This window comes from Microbacterium sp. PI-SA-G (assembly GCF_057215335.1).
On sequence record NZ_CM170103.1, the window covers coordinates 1,903,707 to 1,927,455 of the forward strand.

10 protein-coding genes are annotated in these 23,749 nt (G+C 70.6%); all 10 read right to left on the reverse strand.

All coding sequences use genetic code 11. The annotated features are described in order from the left end of the window. Positions 1-45 precede the first annotated feature (45 nt). Entirely contained in the window at positions 46-1,470 is a 1,425-nt protein-coding gene (locus tag AC2D10_RS09340; protein WP_484707303.1) for an RDD family protein, read from the reverse strand. Further along, positions 1,467-3,140 (reverse strand): serine/threonine-protein kinase, encoded by a 1,674-nt coding sequence (locus AC2D10_RS09345; protein ID WP_484707305.1) that lies wholly within the window; start codon positions 3,138-3,140, stop codon positions 1,467-1,469. The genes AC2D10_RS09340 and AC2D10_RS09345 overlap by 4 nt, the downstream gene beginning before the upstream one ends. Next, positions 3,137-4,606 carry an FHA domain-containing protein gene (locus AC2D10_RS09350; protein WP_484707306.1) on the reverse strand — a complete coding sequence of 490 codons (1,470 nt, stop codon included), beginning with the start codon at positions 4,604-4,606 and terminating at the stop codon, positions 3,137-3,139. The genes AC2D10_RS09345 and AC2D10_RS09350 overlap by 4 nt, the downstream gene beginning before the upstream one ends. Continuing rightward, positions 4,606-5,421 carry a PP2C family protein-serine/threonine phosphatase gene (locus AC2D10_RS09355; RefSeq protein WP_484707307.1) on the reverse strand — a complete coding sequence of 272 codons (816 nt, stop codon included), beginning with the start codon at positions 5,419-5,421 and terminating at the stop codon, positions 4,606-4,608. Before AC2D10_RS09355 ends, AC2D10_RS09350 begins: the two co-directional genes overlap by 1 nt. Then, complete coding sequence (locus AC2D10_RS09360) at positions 5,418-6,728, reverse strand: RDD family protein (protein ID WP_484707309.1); 1,311 nt, start codon at positions 6,726-6,728, stop codon at positions 5,418-5,420. The genes AC2D10_RS09355 and AC2D10_RS09360 overlap by 4 nt, the downstream gene beginning before the upstream one ends. Continuing rightward, positions 6,725-9,127, reverse strand: a complete 2,403-nt coding sequence (locus AC2D10_RS09365) for a transglutaminaseTgpA domain-containing protein (protein WP_484707311.1) — start codon at positions 9,125-9,127, stop codon at positions 6,725-6,727. The genes AC2D10_RS09360 and AC2D10_RS09365 overlap by 4 nt, the downstream gene beginning before the upstream one ends. Continuing rightward, positions 9,124-10,389, reverse strand: coding sequence for a DUF58 domain-containing protein (locus AC2D10_RS09370; RefSeq protein ID WP_484707313.1), 1,266 nt, complete (start codon positions 10,387-10,389; stop codon positions 9,124-9,126). The genes AC2D10_RS09365 and AC2D10_RS09370 overlap by 4 nt, the downstream gene beginning before the upstream one ends. Continuing rightward, on the reverse strand, positions 10,386-11,357 hold the full coding sequence (locus AC2D10_RS09375) for an AAA family ATPase (protein ID WP_484707315.1): 972 nt from the start codon (positions 11,355-11,357) through the stop codon (positions 10,386-10,388). The genes AC2D10_RS09370 and AC2D10_RS09375 overlap by 4 nt, the downstream gene beginning before the upstream one ends. A 57-nt stretch (positions 11,358-11,414) precedes the next feature. Next, positions 11,415-17,474 (reverse strand): Ig-like domain-containing protein, encoded by a 6,060-nt coding sequence (locus tag AC2D10_RS09380; protein WP_484707317.1) that lies wholly within the window; start codon positions 17,472-17,474, stop codon positions 11,415-11,417. Positions 17,475-17,632: 158 nt separating this feature from the next. Then, a complete protein-coding gene (locus tag AC2D10_RS09385; protein ID WP_484707319.1) occupies positions 17,633-23,704 on the reverse strand; it encodes an Ig-like domain-containing protein in 6,072 nt (2,023 codons plus the stop codon). Positions 23,705-23,749 lie beyond the last annotated feature (45 nt).

Genomic DNA, 23,749 nt, shown 5'->3' on the forward strand with positions numbered 1-23,749 from the left:
TTCCGTGGCGCCGCGTGGCGCACACCATCAGTCGTGCACGCACGGTCACATCCGGATCACGGCGGCGACGCGGTCGCCCAGCCGGATCATGTCGCCGTCCGTTGTGGCCACGGACGTGCCGGCAGCGACGCCGTACTCCGCGCCCGCACGGATCAGACCGGAGCCGTTCGTGGAGTGGCAGTCGGTGATCTCGAGTCCGCCCGAGACCGGACGCACCAGCATGTGGGTCTTCGACAGCGAGCGGCTGTCGTCGGTCAGCGCGATCGCGCGGGTTCCCGGATACTCGGACGCGTCGGGGTTGCGGCCCAGCAGCACCGGATCGGCGATCAGGATGCTCTCGCCGGTGTCGAAGCGCAGGCCGAAGCGCGGCTCGGGCTCGGGCGTCGGCGCGGGGGCGGGCTCGGGAACGGGTGACGGGGTGGGCTCGGGAACGGGTGTGGGGACGGGCTCGGGAGCCGGTCTCGGGCGTCGCAGGGCCGGTGCAGGTGTCGGCTCGGGGGTGGGAGTCGGGGCCGCGGGCGCCGCGGTCGGAACCGGAGCCGGGATCGGAGCCTGGACGGGGGCCTGCGGCTCTGGGCGCACGGGCGGCAGCTCGGGGGCCGCTGGGCGGTCTCCCTCCGGCATCCGATAGCCGCCGAGCACGGGCTTGCCCGCTTCGGTCGCGCGGGCCTCGGAGGTCGGCGTCGCGAGCGAGAGTCCGACCGTCGGGCGCTCGTTCGGCTCGTAGGGCCGCGCGACGCCCAGCACTCCGGCGCTCACGCGGTTTCCGGGCCGGTAGGCCGGCTGCACGCTCGGGTCCGACTGGGTGGCCAGCGACGGCAGGGCCGAGCGCTCGGGCGTCGGATCGGACTTGACCATCTTGCGCGCGACGCGCATGCGCTTCTCGTCGTAGGGGTTGAGTCCCTTGCGCACATCGACCAGCCAGACCTTGGTCGCCTTGTCGTGCAGTCCACGACCGCGCCCGTCGGGGTCGAACGTGGGCGAGACCAGCAGCAGCACCGGCCCCAGCACCGGCACGATGCCCGCGACGCCGAGGAGCACGAAGCGCAGCAGCACCGGGCCCGCCTTCGGTCGTTCGAGCGTGCGGACGTTGACGGTTCGGATTCCGGCGATGCCCTTGCCGATCGTCAGGCCCTTGCGGGCGTGCAGGATCCACTGCACGACGAGGAACACCAGGCTCAGCAGAGTCGAGACCGATGCCATGACCACGGCGAGCACGAAGTCGGGGTGGTTGATCAGCCCGTACGACGAGATCGCCCCGGTGGCGAACTTCAGCAGCAGCGGCACGGCGCCGAGCCAGAGCGGCAGCTGCAGCAGCACCCAGATCAGCGCATCGAGCGTGGCCGCCAGCGCGCGCCGGCCGAACGGGGCGCGCAGCATCCCCAGTGCCGCGGCGTACGCCGGATCCGGGCGCCCCTGAGCGTCGAGTCCTTCGATCGTCTGCGTCTTCTCGTCGATCTCCCAGATCATCCGGCGACGCACCCTCGCGTCGGCTCGGAGACCCGGCCGTCTTCGCGGCGCAGCAGCACGTCGATGCAGACGGGGCCCGCGGCGGCCGTGAACTGGGCCGTCGGGGTCTCGGTGCTCTGCGGGTCGACCTCACCCGAGATGTCGACGACGGTCCAGATGAACGAGTCGCCGTCCTTCGCGTCGGCGTTCACCCACGTGAACGAGAGCTGGTCGCCCTGGCGGGTGCCGGTCACATCGGTGACCTTGGGCACGAAGTCCGACACCACGTCCTGCGGCTCGGTCGTCTCGGTCGCCTCGGGCGGGGTCTCGATGTTCGAGACGAGCACGTTCAGTCCCACGATCGTGCCGACGACCACCACGACGGCGGCCACGGCGGCAAGGGCGATCCACAGTCCCCGTCGGTTGCGCGGCGGGCGGGCATCGGATGCTGTGCCGCCAGCGCCGCCGCCGACACCGACCGCAGGAGCGACGGGTGCAGAGGGGGCGGCGGGAGCGGGCGCCAGGGCGCTCGGGGCGACGACCATCGGCGGCCGTAGGATGGTGCGCTCGTCGGCGGATGACGTGGAGGGCGCGGAGGGCGCCGGCGTGTTGGGGGTCGGCACCCGCATCTGCGTGGCACCGGTGACGGCATCCGTCCGCTGCGGAGAGTCGTAGCGCGGCACCTCGGGCGAACCCGTGAGCGCACTCTTGGGCTGCGTGGCCGCGGAGGGGCGGGTGAGGGACGCGACATCGGGGTCGATGCTGACGATCTCACGGACCCGCGTCAGACCGTCGCCGTCGTCGTCGCGGTCCTCCGCCGGTGGGTGGTCGTCGACGATGTCGATCGGTGTCACCGAGTGCGACAGCTCGATCTGTACCTTCTGCAGTGCACGCGCGAACGCCACTGCGCTGGGGAAGCGGTCGTCGGGGTTCTTCGCCATGGCGCGCTCGAGCACCCGCTGCAGGCTGGCCGGCGAGTCCGGGCGTCCGAGGGACTGCAGCGCAGCCCGCTCGATGCGCTCGATGAGGTCGGCGCTGGAGTTGCGCTCGCCCGGTCGCTCGAACGGCGATCGCCCGGCCAGCAGCGTGTAGAGGGTGGCGCCGAGCGCCCAGACGTCGGTGCGCGGTCCGCTGGAGGGGACGTCGGCGAACGACTCGGGCGGCGACCACGGGATCGACATGCCGGACGCCTCGCCGGTCGCGCCCGCGGTCGATGCGATGCCGAAGTCGGTGAGGGCGGGACGGTTGTATTCCGTGACGAGAATGTTGGCGGGCTTGATATCGCGATGCAGGACGCCGGCGCGATGCGCGGTCTCGACCGCCCCCGCCACCTGTACGCCGACCCGCAGCGCCTCGGCCACCGAGAACGGCTCGCGTCGCGCGCGCAGTTGCAGGTTGGGCCGCGGGCAGTACTCCATGACCAGGTACGGCCGGCCGTCACCGGCGACACCGGCCTGATATATCGTGACGATCGCCGGATGCGTCGACAGCATGGCCATCACATTCGCCTCGTCGGCGAACTCCTGTGCGGCACCGCTGGTGATGCGGTCGGCCAGCAGCACCTTCACCGCGACGCGACGCCGAGGCATCTCCTGCTCGTACAGGAACACGTCGGCGAAGCCACCCGTGCCGAGCGGTTCCACATAGGTGAAGCCGGGCAGATCGGGTGGCGCAGAGGGGCGTCGATTCACGGGAGATCCTCGAAGGCGACCGTCACGCCGTCACCGAGGTCGACCACGTCGCCCGACAGCACGAGGGTCTGCTCACCCGGGTGCAGCCGCATGGGGTCGGCACCGGGGCGCAGCAGGGTGGATCCGTTGGTGGTGTGCAGGTCGATCACCACGACGGTGTCGGCCTCGGGGCGGATCTCGAGGTGGCTGCGCGAGATGTCCTGCTGCGGGCTCTCGACGGCGACCAGATGCGGCAGGTTCGCGCCGCTCGCCCGGGACGACCGCGGGCGGCGACCGACGATGACGGTGCGATCGAGGGTCACGACCTGTCCCGTCGAGACACGGATGCGACCGGCCGTGGCCGCATCGGTCACGGGCAGCACGGCGGTCGGGGCATCGTTCGCGATCGGCGGCTGCTGGCGCAGAGCGCGCAGCTCCGCGGCGGAGATCGTCGCACCGTCGTGGTCACCCGCTGCGGGCACGCCCGTCGGCGGGAGCGCGACCGGCGGTGTGCTCGCCGGAGGTGCGGCGACCGGGGGTGCGACGACCGGCACCGGAGCGGACGGGACGGAGTGCACCGTCGCGCCCCACAGCTGGTCGAAGTCCTCGTCGTCGGCGGTCAGCGTCTCGCCGGTCGCGCCGAGCGTCGCCTCGGGAGCGGGGATGTCGACCACGTCGAGCGCCTCGGTCGCGACATCGGCCGAGGAGGGCGGGGTCACGATGACATCCGCATCGTCGGCGGCGTCCTCGGGCGAGTCCTCGCTCGGGTCCTCGAGGACGGGAACGGGGACGGCGGACGGCGACGCGTCGGCGTCAGCATCCGCGTCCGCGTCCGCGTCAGCGACGTGCTCGACCGACTCGTGAACCTCGGGCTCTTCGAGCGGCTCCTCGGTCGGTTCTTCGACGGCGGGCTCGACGGCAGCGGGCTCCTCGACGTCAGGCTTCTCGACAGGCTCCTCGACGGCGGGCGCGGGCTCCGGGGCGCTCGGGGCCGCGACGACGACCGGCGACGGCCCGAGGGATCCGGTGAGAGGGGCGGCGTCGCTCGACTCGAGCTCGGCCGTCGCTCCGGCGCCGCGAACGACCCCGCTCTGCACGGGCAGCTCGATGTCGGCTCCGGCTGCCTCGACCGTGATGTCGATGCGGCTCGCGTCGGTGACGAACCGCTCGCTCCACGTCGTCACGTCGACGCCCGAGAGCTCCTGCGTGTCGCCGGAGGCCCCCTGCACCTGCGCGCTCACGTCGCCGCGCAGCGCGATCCGCACATCCGATCCCTCCGCCACCGCAGCGGCGAACGACGGCAGCGCGGCGAACGAGCCGCCCGCATGCGCCGTGAGTACATCGACCACGGTCGCGAGCGTCTTCTGCGTGGGCAGCTGGTCCCAGAGCCGGGTGATGACCTCGCCGGGCACGTCGGGCGGCAGAGCCACCAGGGCCCCCGGGATCACGATCAGGTACCACTGTCCCGGTCGGTAGATCGTCTGCATCAGCGAACCCCTCCTGCTGTGGACTCACGCGGACGCGTATCCATGTCGATGTCCGAGTCGGTCTCCAGGAGCGTCCCGGGCCGCGAGGCGACCGAGACGGCGTCCACGACGACGACGGTGATGTTGTCTCTGCCGCCCGCCGAGACGGCCTCGTCGACGAGGATGTCGGCGGCCGTCTGCGGGTCGGGGTTGGTCTGCAGCACCTCGTGGATGCGCGAGTCCGGCACCTCGGAGGTGAGCCCGTCGGAGCAGACCATGATGCGGTCGCCGAGCTCGGCCGGGAACAGCCAGTAGTCGGCGTCACCGGTGCTGCTCGCACCGATCGCGCGGGTGATGATGTTGCGCCGCCGGTCGGTGGCGGCATCCTCGACCGTGAGCTCGCCGGCTTCGATGAGCTCCTGCACGACCGAGTGGTCGACGCTGATCTGCTCGAGCTCGCCGTCGGCCAGTCGGTACGTGCGCGAGTCCCCGATGTTGACCGCGAGCCAGTAGCCCATGCCGTCGACCGAGGCGATGACGACGCCGCTGAGCGTCGTGCCCGCGCGACCGTTGCCCGCTGTGGAGAGCTCTTCGACCTGCGCGCGTGCCCGCGAGAGGGCCAGGCGCACGTCGTCGAGCTCGAGGGACGCCCGGCCGATGGAGCTGGAGAACTCCGCGATCACCGCGGCGCTCGCGCGCTCGCCCCCTTCGTGTCCGCCCATGCCGTCGGCGACGACGAACACCGGGGGGCTGGCGAGATGCGAGTCCTCGTTCAAGGCACGACGCAGCCCCGGATGCGTCGCAGAACCGGTCGAGACGATCAGCGCGGGCCTCATGCGTAACCCCCGATCGTCACGATGCGGTCGCCGATCTCGATCGCGTCTCCGAGCCGCACCGGCACGCGCTGACCGGCGGGGCACGCGATGCGCTGCCCGTCGCGGACGATCGTCATGCCGTTGGTCGAGTGCCGGTCGAGCACCCATCCGCCCGACGACTCGGCCCCGGCCTCGAAGTGCGTCTTCGACAGCGAAAGCGTCTCGTCGCGGACGGCGACGATGATCGCGCCGTCTTCGGCAGCGGGATTGCGTCCGAAGATCGTGCGGCGGGAGACCGAGACTCGGGTGCCGTCGTCCCACGTGAACACCAGACGATGCCCGGGGATGCTGATGCGGGTGTCCTCGATGTCGTCCGACTCGGCCGCGGTCGTGGTCGCCGGGGCCGCGGCATCCGGCGCGGGTGCTGCCGGCGCCACAGGAGCGGATGCTGCCGCCGGCGCGGCGGGAGCGGGCGCGGCGATCGAGCCGGGCCGCACGGTCGCGTCGAGGTCGTCGACCGGGGCGGATGCCGTCGCGCGGGGCGGCGGGGCGTCCTGCGTGATGCCGGGCACGAAGGCGATCAGCGAGCCGGCGTCGTCGAGCGACGGTGCGGGGGCCGCCGGCCGCAGCGGGGCGGGCGTCGCGGGCTGAACGACGGCGGGCGCCGGAGCGGCGGGCTGTGCCGCAGGTGACGGGAGGATCGGCGCGGCCGGCGTCGGGAGCAGCGGCTGCGCTGGCTGTGCACCCGGGTACGGGATGCCGGGGATCGCCGGAGCGGACGGACGCGGCGAGGCGGCCGGGAATCCGGGCGTGACCGACGGCATCGGCGTCGCGGGAGCAGCGCTCGTGTCGGGTGCGGTGGAAGACTGTGCGGGCGAGACACGCGCGTCGAGCATCAGCGAGCCCGCGACCTTGTCGTGCCAGCCCTGGAAGCGGCCGGATCCGTCGAACAGCGGCGTGAAGTAGCCCACCACGATCGAGCCTGCGAGGCCGAAGATGATGTTGCGCAGCAGCGTGCGTCCGAACCCGAGGGGCACGTCGCCCTGAGCCGACGCCAGTCGCAGGCCCTGTGCCCGCATGCCGATGGAGCCCGTGCCGCTCTGCATCCAGGTGTAGACGACGAACCAGCCCAGCAGCAGCAGCGAGACCAGCGGTCCCCCGATCGTGAGAGTGGCGAGCATGCCCTCGAGCGACCCCGTGAGCGTCGCGGCGACGGCGAGCCCGCCCCCGAGCACGATCACGAGGCCTGCGGCGATGAGCGCGTCAATCACGTAGCCGACCGCACGGCGGGAGATCGGCGCGATCTGGTGAGGCGCGGGCTGCGTCATGGGGTCTCGCTCTCGGGTGCGGCGGGTGTGCTGGTGCTGCTTCTCTCGATCGTGCCAGGTTCGCGCCGCACGCGCGCGGTCGCCGCCTCGCGGAGTCCCTGCAGTCCGGCCGAGATCTGCGATCCGCCCAGCAGCGAGCGCAGACTAAGGCGCGCTTTGGTGCGCTTCCAGAATCCAGCGTCCTTGCCCAGGCCGCCGACGATCGCATCGACCTCGGTCCAGAACGCCTCGACCTCTTCCGGGGTCGGATCGCTCGGGCCGAACACGTCGGCATCGGCCTTGTCGGCCAGCGCCACGACCTGCGGCAGGGCCAGCGACGACACCACGTCAGCGGCCTCCTCGGTGCGCGTGCCGCCGGGAGTGAGTCGGGCGCCGTAGTCCACGGCGCGGTCGGTGAGCTCGTCCCACCCGCCGCTGATGCGGTCGGCGGTGCGGGCAGCCGCGCGGCGCGCACGACGGCGCGAGGCCTTCCAGGCGCCGATCACGATGAAGGGCGAGGCGAGCAGCGCGATCACCGCGAGCGAGATCCCACCGATCAGCAGGATCGCCGCGATGATTCCTGCGAGGTTCAGGCTCTCGTCCTCGGACTCGCGGTCGTCGGGAAGCGTCGGCGGCAGATCGACCGGCTCCTGCGGCGGGGGCGGCGGCTGCAGAACCTGCGGCTTCGGGTCGACCCGCGGCTTGGTGTTCTGGTCGTTCGGGATCTGGTCCTCGGGCGGCGTGGGGTTGAAGGTGACCCAGCCCACGCCCTCGAAGTTGACCTCGACCCAGGCGTGCACGTTGTCGCCGGTCGCCGTGAAGACCGCGTCGTCGGCGTTCTCCTCGTCGGGGTAGTACCCCATGACCACGCGGGCGGGGATGTCGAGCTCGCCGGCGAGCAGGGCCATCGCGACCGCGTACTGCTCGTCGTCGCCGATCATCTGGTCGCCGCCGACGAGCGTCGAGATGCGCTCGGCCGTGTGACCGGCGCGCGAGAGCACCTCGCCCTCGAGACCGTGGCTGAAGAATCCGCCCTCCGAGAGGAAGTCCTCGAGCGCGCGGACCTGCTCGATCGCGGTCTCGGCCCCCGACACCGTCTCGGCGGCCAGCGAGGTGAGCTCCTCGGGGACGTTGCTGGGCTTGGGCATGGCGACCGTGCCGAACGGCACCTCGGCGAGCTGCTCGTCGGAGTACTCGGCGGGCATGATCGCGTCGACCGTGTACTCGTCGCCCTCGGAGAGAGTCGAGGTCGCGACCGCGGTCCCGGTCTCGGTGTTGACGTAGGTGCCCCGGCGCAGGTCCTCGGCGCGGTCGCCGGTGAACTCGATCTCGGAGAGCGCTCCGGCCGTCGGCATCCAGACCCCGTCGTACTCCTGGATCTCGACCTTGAGCGTGACCGGGATGCCCTCGACGTCGGCCGACATATCGGAGCGCACGGGGGTGAAGGCGCTCGACGAGGTGGGGCCGCCGTCGGTGACGTTGAAGACCATGCCGTCGAACTGGTCCATCACAGCGGTGCGGATGCGGGCGCCCTTGGGCAGGCCCTGCACCGTGAACAGGTCGGCGTCGACCTCATCGCGCACGTTCTTGCGGAACGACTGCAGCGGGCTGGCGTAGTCGCGGATGTTGAAGGGCGGGATGATCACGTCGCGGAAGACGTGTCGCGTCTCGGCGGGCGCGGCGACCGCGTTCGTCGCGACTCCGGCGCCACCGGCCACCGCGAGCACCGCGGCGCCGGCCAGCAGACGACGCGTGCGCATGTGCGCCGCGCGCGAAGGATCGACGTCGCCGACCGAGATCGCGGCGTTCTGCGGCGCCCAGATCTGCCGCAGCGCCATCCACGCGATGGCTCCCACCGCGAACAGGATTCCCTGCACGATCGGGAACGCCGGCTCCGGGGTGCCGAGCGCGATCACCAGCATGAGCAGCACGCCCGCCGGAATCAGCGCCCAGGCGACGGTCGACAGCCGCAGCGCGAACGACGCCGTGACCGTCGACACCACGAGCGCGAGCAGGAACGGCACCAGCAGGTGGCCGTCGGTCGCTGAGACCGGGGCGACCGTGGTCAGCAGCTGCTTCCAGGCCGTGACCGGACCGACCGCGAGCTTCTGCAGCGTGTCGAGGGTCGGCACGAAGCCGGCGATCGTGGTCTGCGGCAGGGCGAGGGCGCCGCCGAAGAGGAAGTACGCGGCGATCACCAGGCCCGTGATGATCAGCAGGCCCCACCGGCGCCAGAGAGCGACGGCCGAGATCGCCAGACCCAGCACGATGCCGCCGATCACGGCGGGCAGGAAGGACGGCCCGGCGAACGTCGGCCAGAACCCGATCAGCGCGACACCGACCAGCAGGAACGTCGCCCCGAGATCCAGGATCCAGCGACGCAGCGGAAGGACGGCGGATGCCGTCGACGAATCGGTCATGCGAGAACCTTCTGCAGGGCGAGGGGGACCTGATCGAGCGCGCCCACGGTCACGACGTCGGCCTCGCCGATGCGACGGAGCGCGGGTGAGGTGACGCGGGTGTCGGCGACGACCGCGAGCACCCGGGCGCCGTAAGGCAGGCGCGAGCAGGCCAGACGGAGGTCGTCGGTGCGCACCTTCGAACCGCACACCAGCACCACGACGCTGGCGAGCGGCATCTTGGCCGCGACCACGCCCGCGAGCTCGGCGATACCGCCCTCGCGGGGCTTGCTGTCCTCGAGAGCGGCGAGGGAGTCGAGCAGTTGCTTGCCGGTGCCGGCGGGCAGCTCACGGCCCTGTACGCGCACGTCGACACGCTGCGAGTCGCGGAGGGCGCGCAGACCGATGGAGCCCGCGGCCGAGATGGCGAGCTCGAAGTCCTGGTCGTCGGCGTAGTCGCCGGTCGAGCGCGAGAGGCCGATCACGAAGTGCGAGCGGCGGGTCTCCTCGTACTGACGCACCATCATGGTGCCCGTGCGCGCGGTCGACTTCCAGTGCACGTGGCGCAGGTCGTCGCCCGGCTGGTACTCCAGCAGCGCGTGGAACGAGACATCGTCGCGCGAGAGATCGGTCGCCGGCATCCCCTCCAGGTCGCGGAGGTAGCCGAGTGACTGACCGTCGAACAGCACAGTGCGCGGATGCACGTACAGATCGACCGGGTCGTCACGGCGATGCGCGCGCTCGAACAGCCCGAGGGGATCGCCGCGGACGACGCTCACCGGGCCCACCTTCACGACTCCGCGCCTCTGCGTCGGGATCGCGAACAGCTCCTCGGCCTCGTCACCGGGGGCGAGTCGCTGGATGCCGAACTCACCGCGGCCCGAGCCGACGGGCAGCACGACCCGCGAGGGCAGGATCGCTCGCGCGCCGCGGTTCGCGAGCGTCAGGGCGCCGACCGCCCGCTCCCCCACCACCACGCGGGTGCGGGCGAGGTCGAGCGAGACGTCGTAGGCGGTGCGGCCGATCAGGAACAGCGCACACAGGGCGACCGTGATGGCGATCACGACCGCAGCGACGATGAACTCCGACCACCCGGCGACCTGCCCGATGATCCAGAAGCCGATCGCCAGGCCCATCAGCACCCAGGCGAGCGGGCGGATCGCCGAGGCAATCAGACGGAGGCGCGTGAGGACGCGCGCGCCGAGGAGGGCCGCGATGTCACGCCATCCGGCGTCGCGGTCGACTCCGGCGGGTGCGGCCTGCACTGCCTCCGTGGTCATCATGCCGCGGTGCGCGCCTGCGGCGCCGCGACCGAGTCGAGAACGCGCGCGATCACGGTGTCGCTGGTGGTGCCGGCGAACTCCGCCTCGGCGTCCAGCAGCAGACGGTGCTCCCAGACGGGGCGCGCGAGGGTCTTGATGTCATCCGGCAGCACGAAGTGGCGCCCGTGCGCGGCCGCCCACACCTTGGCCAGGCGGATCATCGCGAGCGCGCCACGCACCGAGACGCCCAGGCGGGTCGCCGGGTCGAGTCGCGACGCCTCGGTGAGCTCGGCCACGTAGCGCAGCACCGCGGGCTCGACGTGCACGGAGGCGCCGAGGTCGGCCATGTCGGCCACCGCACCGGTCGTGATGACGGCGCCCAGTCCGGCCGACGGGTTGCGCTCCGACGCCCCAGCGAGGATGCTCTCGGTCACGGCCAGATCGGGGTATCCGATCGAGGTCTTGATCAGGAAGCGGTCGAGCTGCGCCTCGGGGAGCTTGTAGGTTCCGGCCTGCTCGATCGGGTTCTGCGTCGCGATCACCAGGAATGGACGACCCGCCTCGTGCGTGACGCCGTCGACGGTCACGCGGGACTCCTCCATGACCTCGAGAAGTGCGGACTGCGTCTTCGGCGAGGCGCGGTTGATCTCGTCGGCGAGCACGATCGACGCGAAGATCGGTCCCTTGTGGAACTCGAAGCGGTGGTTCTGCTGGTCGTAGATCGTCACACCCGTCACGTCGGACGGCAGCAGGTCGGGCGTGAACTGGATGCGGGCGCTCGTGCCCTGCACGGTCGCCGCCAGCGCCTTCGCGAGGCTGGTCTTGCCGGTGCCGGGGGCATCCTCGAGGAGCACGTGCCCCTCGGCCAGCATCGACGAGAGCACCAGGCTCACAATCTCGCGCTTACCCTGCACGGCCTTGTCGATGTTGTCCACCAGACGCTGGAACGTCCCCTGGAACCAGGCCGCCTGCTCGGGGGTCATGCTCATGTCAGTTGTGCTTTCTCTTGTGTGTGGGAAGACGTGCGTCGGCGGAGCCCGGGGCGGCTACCAGCCGCGTTTCTCGTAGGCCTTGCCGCCGATCTCCACCCAGACGTTCACGCCCGGGTACCCGAAGTAGCAGTTCAGCTGCACCGTGCCGCTGGCCGACAGGTTCTTGTTGTACGTGCCCGTACCGATCCGACCGCGGTCGGAGTGGCAGGTGATGTTGTAGTTGCCGGCGTTGAAGTCCTTCGTGTTGACCACGAGGTACGCGCACTCGGCACTGGTGCAGCCGTCCTGCCCCTGCGCGCTCGCGCCACGGGTGACCCACGCCCGCGGATCGGGCCGGTTGTCCGTGCGCGCCGAGTCAGAGGCGACGGGCGTCCACGCTCCCGTCGAGTCCTGGGCGCGCACTCGGATGCTGTGCGTCTGCTCGTACCCGTTGCCGACGGTGCGCGAGCCGCTCTGGGACCCCACGTCCTGCCACCCGTTGCCGATGTCGATCTGGGTGAGCGTGATCGGTCGGCCGTTGCCGGACCCGCGCGAATCCCAGGTCAGCTCGACGCTGGTGCCGAGGTTGCGGGCACGGGCGGTCGGGGTCGTCGGGGGGCCGTATGGGCGCGCGCCGACGGCCGCCGAGGGGCCGCCCGTGTAGGTGGTGCCGTCGACCGTCGCGACACCGCGCACCTCGACGTTGTAGTCCTGGCCGTTGGTGAGTCCGCCGATCACGCGGTTGCCCGGCATGCCCGCCCAGCCGCCGCCGTTGAGGCGGTACTGGTACGAGACCTCGCCCTCGCGGGCGCCGTTGCGGGAGCCGCCGTTGAAGGCGACAGTGACCTGCCGGTCGCCGGGCGCCACACTGGTGATCTGCGGCGGAGAGGGAGCGATGACTCCTCGGCGCGGGGCGGACATCGGGCTCCACGCGCCCCACCCGGCCTTGTTCTCACCGCGGATGCGGTAGGTGTACGCGGCTTCGGAGGTCGGTACCACGACGGCCTGGCTGCGCGTTCCGGCGCCGGGCGTGAGGGTGTTGCGCAGGGTCGACCCCTCCCACACCTCGAGCTGGAAGCTCCGGATCGCGTCACCGTTCGCCGGCACGTCGCCCCAGCTGACCTGCATCTGGGCCTGGTCGCCGACCGGCTGGAGTTCAGCGGTCGACGGAGCGCCCGCGGCCAGCGGGGGACCCGCGGGCACCTCGGACGCCGACCACCCACTCCACGTCGACGGCTCGGGTGCACGGTTGTGAGCCTGCACGCGCACCTGGTAGTTGCCGCCGTTCTCGAGCCCCTCCCACGTGAGGGAGTTGCCGGTGGCCTGCTTCTGCGTGATGCCCGACGGCGGTGCCGGCGAGATCTCGAGCGTGTACCGCTCGACCGGAGAGCCAGGGGTCGTCGGCGTGGCCCACGAGACTGCCAGCGACTTGTCGCCGAACTTGAGGGTCGGCGGAGTCGGGGTGTCGGGCCGCGCGTCCGGGCGAGCGACCGCCGAGGCACCGGACGGCTCGGATTCGCCGACACGGTTGGTCGCCGTCACCTGGAACGAGTACTCGACGTTGTTGGTCAGACCGTCGAGGGTGCAGGTGGTCGAGGCGCACTCCTTCGCGTACGCGCTCCCCTGCACCGACTTCACGGTGTACTTCGTGATCTCGGCGCCGTTGTTCGACGGAGCCCCGAACGACACCACGACCGTGCGGTCCTGCACGCTCGTCACGGTCGGCGCTCCCGGCGCCTCGGGCACGCCCTGCACCGTGACGATGATCTGGCCGGTGACCTCGCGCTCGGGGTCCTCGGTCGCATCCTGGATGCGGTACCGCACGACCAGCGTGCCGACGAAGTCCTCGCCCGGGGTGACCGAGACGTTGTCGCCGTCCATCGCCACGCGTCCGGCACCGGTCTCGACGTCGGCGGTCAGCAGCTTCAGCGGCGTCTCGGGGAACGGGTTGTAGTCGTTCGCGAGCACGGGAACCGAGACGGTCTTGCCCTGGTCGGCCTGCGCGATCGTGTCGGTGTTCGCGGCCGGCATCGCACGGCTCGATGCAGTCACCTGCACCAGCACCGTGCCCTCGACCGGCTCAGTCTCGCCGTCGGTGATGCGGAGCGTGAGGGTGGTGGCCGCGCCCTTCTTGGCATTCGACGCCGCCTGCACCGACAGCTTGTCGCCGTCGACATTGGCGCTGATGCCCTTGCCCTCGCCGCTGACGACCGCGTAGGTGTGGTTGCCGGCATCCTCGGGGTCGGGGTCGGTGGTGAGCGCCGCGAGGTCGAGCACCGTGGCATCCTCGCCGGGGGCCACACCCATCTCGCTGTTGACGAAGGTGGGGGGCTGGTTGTCGGGCGGCAGCACGTTGATCGGGATGCTCAGCGTCGCCTTGCGCCCCTCCGGGTCATCCGGTCCCGTGCCGTCGGTGACCTCGAAGGTCAACGCATCCTGCCCGAAGTATCCCGCCGCCGAGGTGTAGACCAGAGTGCGCTCGTCCTGCACCAGGTCGGAGCCATCGGAGTTGATCGCACTGACCTTCGCGTGCTCGGTGATCACGACGTCGCCCCCGCCGGCGACCGTGACGTACTCCGACAGCGGCACTTCCTTCGTCACGCCGCTCTTGACCTCGAGCGGCTTGGTCGAGGTGAGGGTCGGACGCAGGCCGTCGACCGACGGCACGAAGATGAACGCCGATGCCTGCAGGTCGTCCTGATCGGTGAGCGTGTAGCGGATCAGCTGCAGCTCGTCAGTGACCGTGACCCGGACCGAGCCGTTCTCGAGCAGCGTCGCCCCGGCGCCGACCTCGAGGTCGAGGCGGTCGGTGGTGCCGTCGGGGTCCTCGTCGTTCTCGAGGATGTTGAGGTCGGCGGTGAGCGCGCCCTCTTCGAGGTCGATCGGGCGCAGCCGGTCGTCACGTGCCACGGGTGCCTGCAGGGGCACGTTCTCGTCGACGGTGATTTGCAGCACCGCAGTAGCGGTCGCACCGCGCGAGTCGCTGACGGTGTACTGCAGCGACGTCTCGAGGCCGCGGTTGGGTGCCTCCACCAGCACGCGGTCGCCCGAGACCCGTGCCGAGAGTCCTTCGATGTCGGGGACCTCGAGGCCGTCCTCGACCAGCGAGACCTTGTCGCCCTCGGGGTCGGAGTCGTTGAGCAGCACCGGTACCGCGATCTCACGCCCGGGGCGCACGACCACGGCATCCTTCACCGCATACGGCGCCTGGTTGACCCGCTCCGCGGGGGCGATGCCGACGCGGATGGTGGCGGTGCCCTCCTTGCCGAGACGATCGCGCACGCGGTACTTGAACACGTCGACCCCGGTGGAGCCGTCGAAGGCCTCGTAGGTGAGGTAGTTCTGGGCGATCTCGACGATGCGGCCCTTGGTCGGGCTGGAAGACACGTCGATGAGCTCGACCGAGTCGCCGTCGGCGTCGATGCCGTCGAGCGGCACCGCGATGTTGGCCTCGCCGCCGCTGAGGGCACGGGCCACCAGGTCCTTGGGGCGCGGCGCGGCGTTGGTCTCGGCATCGACCGGGAGGATCTGGATCGTGACGTAGCCGGCGGCCTTCTGCTCGCGCGAGTCGACGACCTCGTAGGTGAGGTAGACGGTCTTCGCCTCGGCGCCGGCCTTGAAGCGCACCTGGTCCTGCGAGACGAACGCCTCGCCGTCTTCGGGCTCGACGGTCTCGATCAGCTCGGGGGCGACATGAATCGCGTCGTCGCTGGGGTGGGTGTCGTTGTCGAGCACCGGGATCGTCACCACGTCGCCCGCACGGACGATCGCCGTGTCGGGGTTGGCGAGCGGCTGCAGGATCTGCTCGGGCGCCGGGATGGGCACCACCACCACCTCGCCCTCGGCCGACTGCCGGCCGTTCGAGACGCGGTACGAGATGCGCACCTGCTCCTCGAGCGTGCCCTGGTCGGTGATGCGCAGGGTCTCGTGGTTCAGCACCGACACCGAGACGCCGGTGCCGGGCTCGATCGACACGGACTGCACCACCAGGATGCCGCCGGCCGGATCGGTGTCGTTGCCCAGCACGCCGATGAGCACATCGCCGCCGGACGGCAGCAGCGCCACATCGCGCACCGCGACCGGAGGCAGATCGACGTCGGCCGCCTCGGTGACATCGACGCGGACCAGTCCCTCGCCGTTCTCAGGACCCGCGGTCGCGAGGTACTGCACGTAGTAGACGCCGACGGCCGGAGCCGTGAACGTGAAGGTCTTGTTCGGGAAGTCCGGCAGGACCGTCGCGCCGGGCACCTCGTCGACGCGTCCGAGTCGCAGCGGCTCGCGCCCGGAGCTGGTGTCGTTCGCGAGCGGAGCGACGGTGATCTGCTCACCGACGCGCGTGACCACGTGGTCGGCGTTCGTCTTGGGCTTGGTCGTCCCCTGCGCGCGCACGTCGAGCGTGATCGAGGTCGTGGTGACCTCGCCGCCGCCGTCGGCGACCGTGACCTGCACGTCTTTCAGGCCCTGCAGGCTGGCCGTCGCCTTGTATGTGAGCTGACCGTCGGTGCTGAACTCGACCTCGTCGCCGGGCGCCGCCACGACCTCCTTGAGGTAGATGTCGTCGCCGTCCGGGTCGATCCAGTCCGGAAGGATGTTGTACGACACCGTTCCGCCGGACTCGACCGTGAGGGACGTCTTGCGCTTCGGGGTCGGCGCGGCGTTCTCGTCGAGCGGGTGCACGTCGACCGTGACGGTGGCGGTGTCCTTGCCGCCGCGTCCGTCGTCGATCTCGTACTCGAACGTCGCCGCTCCCGTGGCGTTGTCCGCGACGGCGATCTGCAGGGATGCACCGTTGTAGATCGGCTGCACCGTGCCCGTCGAGGGCTGCTGGCCGACGACCGTGGCGACGAGCACGTCGCCGTCGGGGTCGTTGTCGTTGTCGATCACGGGGAGCAGAGCGGATGCCCCGGGGCGCACGCCGAACGTGTCGTCTTCGGCGACCGGCGGGGTGTTGACCTCGCTGCGCTCGGGGAGGGTGGTCTCGACCGTCTCCTCGGTCGAGTCCTCCTGGTTCTCGGTCTCGCCCTCGGGAGGCGTCAGATCGTTCCAGTTGTCGACCCGCTGCAGGCTCTCGTTCGCCAGCCAGGCCGCGCCGCCGACGGCGTCATTCAGGATGATCACGTCGCGGTTCACACGAAACGTCAGGGTCTTGACGTCTTCGGCGCCGTCGACGGCCGCCTTCACGTCGTTGCCGTCGCCCGCGCATTCGCGAAGGAACATCGCGGTTCCCGCCCACGCGCCGTAGGTGCAGCCGCGCAGGTACACCGGAGCGGTCGGCGAGCCGGTGCCGCCGACATCGGTCGTCACGGGCTCGTCGCCGTTGAGCGGCACCCGCACCAGCTGCGATCCGGTCGCGACCGCCACCGCGTCGGTCTCGGCCGATGCCTCCTGCAGCACGGCGTTCCCGGCATCGGGGATGGTCGTGCGGAAGCCGCCCGGGGTCATCACGACGCCGGCGGCAGGGTCCAGGACCACGGCGGTCTCGCCGACCGCGGTGATGGTCGGCTGCTCGGAGGAGTCGATCTCGCCGACGGACTGCGTGGACGGATCCTGCGCTTCGCCCTCGGCATCGACCGGAACAGTGACGACCTCGCCGCGCTCGCTCGACAGGGCGTAGACGGTGCCGTTGCGTCCGACCGCGACATCGGCCTTCTCGCCGAGCTCGGCGACCGGTTCGGCCGCCTCGATCTCGAAGGAGGCGACGCCCTCGACCGGCACGACGAAGAGGTTGCCCGACTTCTGATCGAGGATCGCGGCCGTCTGATTTCCGAGCGCGACCTTCGCGGCCCCCGGGATGCCGGCGGAGTCGCCCAGCGAGACCCGCGCCGGGTCGACCGCGGTGAGCGTCGACGCGGACTCGTCGACGACGAGCACGGTGGCTGCGTCCTGCAGGATGTCGTAGTCCTCGCTCGTGGTGCGCAGACCGCCGTCGAGGGTGGTGGATTCGTGGTTGAAGTGCCCCACGAGCATGTCGGAGGTCTTCGTGATCCAGACGCCGCCGTCGTTCAGATCGACCTTCGTGGTCGGGAAGCCCTCATACGAGAGCGCCATGGTGGTGATGGCGATGACGCCGACCGTGACCCCGGCCGCCGACGCGAGCGCTTTCGGGCGCGACCGCATCCACGTCAATGCCTTCATTTCCCGGTCTCCCCCCAGGCCTCGCATGGTGAACTGCGATTCGCAGCGCGCACACGCGTGCGATATACAGTCATCCTAATCGCGTCACGAAACGGCTCAATGGGCAGAGTTCCCCATCAGGCCGCGTTTTTCGGTCTTTTCTGCCGCCGGTGCAGGCGTCACCACGCACTCCGTTCATAGTCCGTGCCGCCGATGGTCGCCCAGACGACATATCCGCGGCCGCCGTTGCCGTGGAAGCAGCTGATCTCGATCGCCCCGTTCGCGGGGATGTTCCACGACCGGCCGCCGGCGAAGCGGGCACCGCCGCCGGGCGAATTGCTGTTGCAGTAGACCTGGTAGTTGCCGGCCGGGAAGTTCTGCGTGTTGATCACGAAGTTCGCACAGGTGCCGTCGCTGCACTGCGAGTTGTTGACGGGAGTGCCGCGGGTGACCCAGGCGCGGGGTGCGGGCGGCGGGCCGGACTGCCCCGATGCGGCGGCTTCTGACGTCCACTGCCCCGCGGTGTCCTGCGCGCGGACCCGGATGCTGTGCCCCTCGTTGTAGCCGTTGCCCACCAGCGTGCTGCCCGAGATGGCGACGCCCTGCCAGCCACCGCCGTCGATGCTGATCTCGACGCTGCTGATGTCGCGCCCGTTGGGCGAGCCGCTCGCGTTCCAGCTGAGCTCGACCTGCGTGGCGAGGCCCTGGGCGCCGGCCGTCGGTGTGTGGGGCGCGCCGTAGGGGTTTCCTCGTGCCGAGTTCGACACCGCACCGGAGTAGGTGACGCCGTCGACTGTGGCGACGCCGCGCACCTCGACGGTGTAGTTCTGGCCGTTGGTGAGACCGCCGATCGTGCGGTCGCCGGGCACGCCCGCCCATCCGCCGCCGTTGAGCCGGTACTGGTACGCGACCTCGCCGGCTTTGGCACCGTTGCGCGAGCCCTCGGTGTAGGCGATCCGCAGGGCCCGGTCGCCCTCGGCCTCGATGCGCAGGCTCGTGGGCGCGCCGGGTGCGGTCACGCCACGGCGCGGTGCCGACTGCTCGCTCCACGCGCCCCATCCGGCCTTGTTATGTGCGCGGATGCGGTACGTGTAGGGCGACTCGGAGGTCGGGACGACGACGGCCTGACTGCGAGCCTGCGCGCCGGGAGTGATCGTGCGCACCGTGCGGCCACCCTCGAGCACCTGCAGTTCGTAGGCATCGATCGCGTCGCCGTTGCGATTGGGCTCCGCCCAGTTGACCTGCATCTGCGCCTGGTTGTTCACCGGCGAGAGCTCCTGCGTGGTGGGGGCACCGGCTGCGAGCGGGGGTCCTGCCGGAATCTCCGACGACGACCAGCTGCTCCAGCTCGACGGCTCGGGCGCGCGGTTGTGGGCCTGCACGCGCACCTGGTAGTCCGAGCCGTTCTCCAGCCCCTCCCAGGTGGTCGCGTTGCCGGTGACCTGCTTCTGCGTCACGCCCGAGGGCGGCGCGGGCGAGATCTCGAGCGTGTAGCGCTCGACGGGAGAGCCGGGCGTGCTCGGAGTGGCCCACGTGACCTGCAGCGACTTGTCGCCGAAGACGAGGCGGGGCGGGGTGGGTGTGTCGGGGCGGGCGTCGGGACGGGCGACCGCCGACGCCCCGGAGGGCAGCGACTCGCCGACACGGTTTGTCGCCGTCACCTGGAACGAGTACTCGACGTTGTTGGTGAGCCCGTCGAGCGTGCAGGTGGTCGACTGGCACTCCTTCGCGTAGGCGCTGCCCTGCGCCGACGTGACGGTGTACTTCGTGATCTCGGCGCCGTTGTTCGACGGCGCCGAGTACGAGATGACGACGGTGCGGTCCTGCACGCTCGTCACGGTGGGGGTGCCCGGTGCCGCCGGGACGTCCTGCACCGTAACCACGATCTGGCCATTCACCTCGCGGTCGGCGTCTTCGGTCGCATCCTGGATCCGGTAGCGCACCACGAGCGTGCCGACGAAGCTCTCGGCGGGCGTGACCGTCACCTCGTCTGCGGTGTAGGCGACCTGGCCCGCGCCGGACTCGGTCACGGCCGAGACGATCTTCAGCGGGGTCTCGGGGAACGGGTTGTAGTCGTTCGCGAGGGCGGGGACGGTGATCGTCTCGCCGGCATCCGCCTCGGCCACCGTGTCGGTGTTGGCCGCGGGCATCGCACGCGTCGAGGCGCCCACGAGCGCGGTGACCGTGCCCTCGATCGGTTCGGTCGTGCCGTCGGTGATCCGCAGCGTCAGAGTGACCGCCGTGCCCTTCTTGGCGCTCGACGACGCCTCGACGAACAGCGTGGAGTCCTGCACGCGTGCGGAGACCCCCTGGCCTTCGCCGTCGACGACCGCGTAGGTGTGCTTCCCCGCATCGTCGAGGTCCGGGTCGTCGGTGAGTGCGGCGAGGTCGAGCGGCGTCGCGTCCTCCCCCGGAGCGACATTCACCTGACTCTGCAGGAACGTGGGCTGCTGGTTCTCGGGCGGGAGCACGTTGATCGGAATGCTCAGAGTCGCCTTGCGCCCCTCCGGGTCGTCGGGGCCCGTGCCGTCGGTGACCTCGAACGTCAGCGCATCGGGCCCGAAGTAGCCGTCGGCGGAGGTGTAGACCAGCGTGCTCTCGTCCTTCAGCAGGTCGGCACCGTCGGCGTTGTTCGCGCTGATCTTCGCCTTCTCGGTGATCCGCACCGTGCCGCCGCCGGCGACCGTGACGTACTCCGACAGGGGCAGCGTCTCGGTTTCTCCGCTGACGACCTCGAGCGGTTTCGTGGAGGTCAGCGACGGGCGCAGACCCGCCTTCGAGGGGACGAAGAGGAACGCCGACGCCTGCAGCCCGTCGAGATCGGTCAACGTGTAGCGGATCAGCTGCAGCTCGTCGGTGACCGTGACGCGCACCGTGCCGTCTTCACGCAGGGTGCCGCCCGCGCCGGTCTCGATCTCGAGGCGATCGGTGGTGCCGTCGGGGTCCTCGTCGTTCTTGAGGATCTCGATGTCGGCGGTCAGCCCGCCGTCGGTCAGATCCGACGGCAGCAGCCGGTCGTCTCGCGCGATGGGCGCCAGCAGCGGCACGTCCTCGTCGACGCTCACCTGCACGGTGGCGGTGGCGGTCGCCCCGCGGGCATCCGACACCGTGTACTGCAGAGACGTCTCCATCTCGCGATCCGGCACCTGCACCAGCACCCGGTCGCCCGAGACGCGCGCCTCGATGTCGTCCGGCACGACGAGCCCGTCGGTCACCAGCGAGAGCGTGTCGCCCTCGGGATCAGAGTCGTTCTCGAGCACCGGCACGGCGATCTCGCGGCCGGGGCGCACCACGACGGCATCCTTCACGGCGTAGGGCGACTGATTGATCTGCTCGGCGGGAGCGACGCCCACACGGATCGTGGCGATGCCCTCCTTGCCCAGTCGATCGCGCACGCGGTAGGTGAAGGCATCGACGCCTGACGCACCCTCTCCTGCCTCGTAGCTGAGGTAGTTCTGCCCGATCTCGGTGATGCGGCCCTTCGTCGGGCTCGAGTCGATGCCGACGAGCTCGACCGAGTCGCCGTCGACGTCGAGACCGTCGAGCGGCACGGCGATGTCGATCGCGCTGCCGGCCAGTGCGCGCGCCACCAGGTCCTGCGGGCGCGGAGCGGCGTTGGTCTCGGCGTCGACCGGAAGGATCTGGATCGTGACGTAGCCGGCCGCCTTCTGCTGGCGGGTGTCCGACACCTCGTAGGTCACGTAGACGGTTTTCGGCTCGGGGCCGGCCTTGAAGCGCACCTGATCCTGCGAGACGAAGGCCTCGCCGTCTTCGGGTTCGACGAGCGGTTCGACGAGCTGCGGTTCGAGGTGCATCGCGTCATCGCTCGGGTGCGTGTCATTGTCGAGCACCGGGATCGTGACGACGTCGCCGACCCGCACCGTGGCCGTGTCGGGGTTCGTCACCGGCGCCAGGATCTCTTCGGGCGCGGGGATCGGAATGACCACGACCTCGCCCTCGGCGGACTTCGATCCGTTCGAGATGCGGTACTTCAGCCGCACCTCGCTCTCGAGCGCTCCCTGATCGGTGATGCGTAGCGTCTCATGATTCAGCACCGAGACCGAGATGCCGCTGCTGGGCTCCACCGAGACGGACTGCACCACGAGGATGCCCCCGGCCGGATCGGTGTCGTTGTTGAGCACGCCCAGGAGCACGTCGCCGCCGCGGGGCAGCAGCGCGACGTCGCGCACGGCCACCGGAGGGAGGTCGGACTCGGCCTCGGGCAGCACGTCGACGCGCACCAGCCCCTCGCCGTTCTTCGGTCCCGTCGTCACCTGGTACTGCACGTAGTAGACCCCGGGGCTGGGGGCCGTGAACGAGAAGGTCTTGTTCGGGAAGTCGGGAAGGATCGTCGCGCCCAGGGTGTCGAGCACCCGGCTCAGCCGCAGCGGCTCGCGGCCCGCGCTCGTGTCGTTCGCGAGCGGGGCGACCGTGACCTGCTCGCCCGCCTTCGTGATCACGTGGTCGGCGTTGGTCTTCGGGTTCGTCGAGCCCTGCGGCCGCACGTCGAGCATGATCGTCGAGGACGATTCGAGGCCGGACGAGTCGGCGACGACGACCTGCACGTCCTTGCGACCGGGCAGACTGGCCGCAGCCTTGTAGGTGAGCTGGCCGTCCTGGCTGAAGTCGACCTCGTCGCCGGGTGCCGCGACGACGTCCTTCAGATAGATGTCGTCGCCGTCCGGGTCGATCCAGTCGGGAAGGATGTTGTACGAGATCGTGCCGCCGGTCTCGACGGCCAGTGCCGTCTTGCGCTTGGCCTGCGGGGCGTCGTTCTGATCCTCGTCGTGCACCGAGAGCGTGACGACCGCGGTGTCCTTGCCCTGGCGTCCGTCGTCGATCTCATAGGTGAAGCTCGCCGTCCCCGAGGCGTCGTCGTCGAGCGTGATCTGCAGCGATCCGCCGTTGTTGACCGCCTGCACCGTGCCGAGCGAGGGCTGCTGATCGACCAGCGTCGCGACCAGCACGTCGCCGTCGGCGTCGTTGTCGTTGTCGAGCACCGGCAGGAGTGTCGTGCCGCCCGGCCGCACGCCGTACGAGTCGTCGGTCGCGACGGGCGGGGTGTTGATCTCGCTGCGTTCGGGGAGGGTCGTCTCGACGGTCTCCTCGGTCGAGTCCTCCTGGTTCTCGGTCTCACCCTCGGGAGGCGTGAGGTCGTTCCAGTTGTCGACCCGCTGCAGGCTCTCGTTCGCCAGCCAGGCGGCGCCGCCGACGGCGTCATTCAGGATGATCACGTCGCGGTTCACACGGAACGTCAGACTCTTCGCCTGTTCGGCGCCCTCCACGGCCGCCTTCACGTCGTTGCCCTCGCCGGGGCACTCGCGCACGAACATCGCCGACCCCGACCATGCGCCATAGGTGCAGCCGCGCAGGTACTGCGGCTCGGTCGGGGAGCCGTTCGCACCGACCGTCGTCTCTGCGACCTCCGCACCGTCGAGCGGAACGCGCAGCAGCGCCGTCGGGGTGGCCACGGCGACGGCATCCGACTCGGCCGATGCTTTCTGCAGCACCGCGTCCGCAGCGTTCGGGATCTCGGTGCGGAACCCGCCGGGAGTGGTGACCACGCCGGCGGCCGGATCGAGCACGACCGGGGTGACGCCGACCGCGGTGATGGTCGGCTGCGCGGCGGGATCGATCTCGCCGACGGATGCCGTGGACGACTCCAGCGGTGCGCCCTCGTCGTCGACCGGGATCGTGACGACCTCGCCGCGCTCGGCAGACAGCGCGAACACCGTGCCGTCGTGCGCGACGGTCACATCGGCGCCGTCTCCGAGCTCCACGAGAGGCTCGGCGGCCTCGATCTCGAACCCGGCGATCGCGCCGACCGGCACCACCCACAGGTCACCGGAGTCGTCGTCGAGGATCGCCGCGGTGCGGTTGCCGAGCTCGACCGAGGCCGCGCCCGGGATCGCCGCTGAATCGCCCAGCGACACCCGCGCCGGATCGATCGCCGTCACGGTCGAGGCGCCGTCGTCGACCACGAGCACGGTCGCTGCGTCCTGCAGGATGTCGAAGTTCTCGCCCACGGTGCGCAGACCGCCGTCGAGGATGGTCGACTCGTGGTTGAAGTGACCGACCATCATGTCGGACGTCTTCGTGATCCACACGCCGCCGTCGTTCAGATCGACCTTGGTCGTCGGAAAACCCTCATACGCGAAGGCCATCGTCGTGATCGCGACCATGCCGACGGTCACGGCAGCAGCCGATGCGAGCGTCTTCGGACGCGCGCGCATCCATGTCAACGCCTTCATACCCGGTTCCCCCAGGGTCAACACTCTTTGACTCTCACCACGGCT

Bases quoted from the DNA above. Each gene is read 5' to 3' on its own strand.
- AC2D10_RS09340 (WP_484707303.1), bottom strand. From the start codon at position 1,470: ATGATCTGGGAGATCGACGAGAAGACGCAGACGATCGAAGGACTCGAC.
- AC2D10_RS09350 (WP_484707306.1), bottom strand. From the start codon at position 4,606: ATGCAGACGATCTACCGACCGGGACAGTGGTACCTGATCGTGATCCCG.
- AC2D10_RS09355 (WP_484707307.1), bottom strand. From the start codon at position 5,421: ATGAGGCCCGCGCTGATCGTCTCGACCGGTTCTGCGACGCATCCGGGG.
- AC2D10_RS09360 (WP_484707309.1), bottom strand. From the start codon at position 6,728: ATGACGCAGCCCGCGCCTCACCAGATCGCGCCGATCTCCCGCCGTGCG.
- AC2D10_RS09365 (WP_484707311.1), bottom strand. From the start codon at position 9,127: ATGACCGATTCGTCGACGGCATCCGCCGTCCTTCCGCTGCGTCGCTGG.
- AC2D10_RS09370 (WP_484707313.1), bottom strand. From the start codon at position 10,389: ATGATGACCACGGAGGCAGTGCAGGCCGCACCCGCCGGAGTCGACCGC.
- AC2D10_RS09375 (WP_484707315.1), bottom strand. From the start codon at position 11,357: ATGAGCATGACCCCCGAGCAGGCGGCCTGGTTCCAGGGGACGTTCCAG.
- AC2D10_RS09380 (WP_484707317.1), bottom strand. From the start codon at position 17,474: ATGAAGGCATTGACGTGGATGCGGTCGCGCCCGAAAGCGCTCGCGTCG.
- AC2D10_RS09385 (WP_484707319.1), bottom strand. From the start codon at position 23,704: ATGAAGGCGTTGACATGGATGCGCGCGCGTCCGAAGACGCTCGCATCG.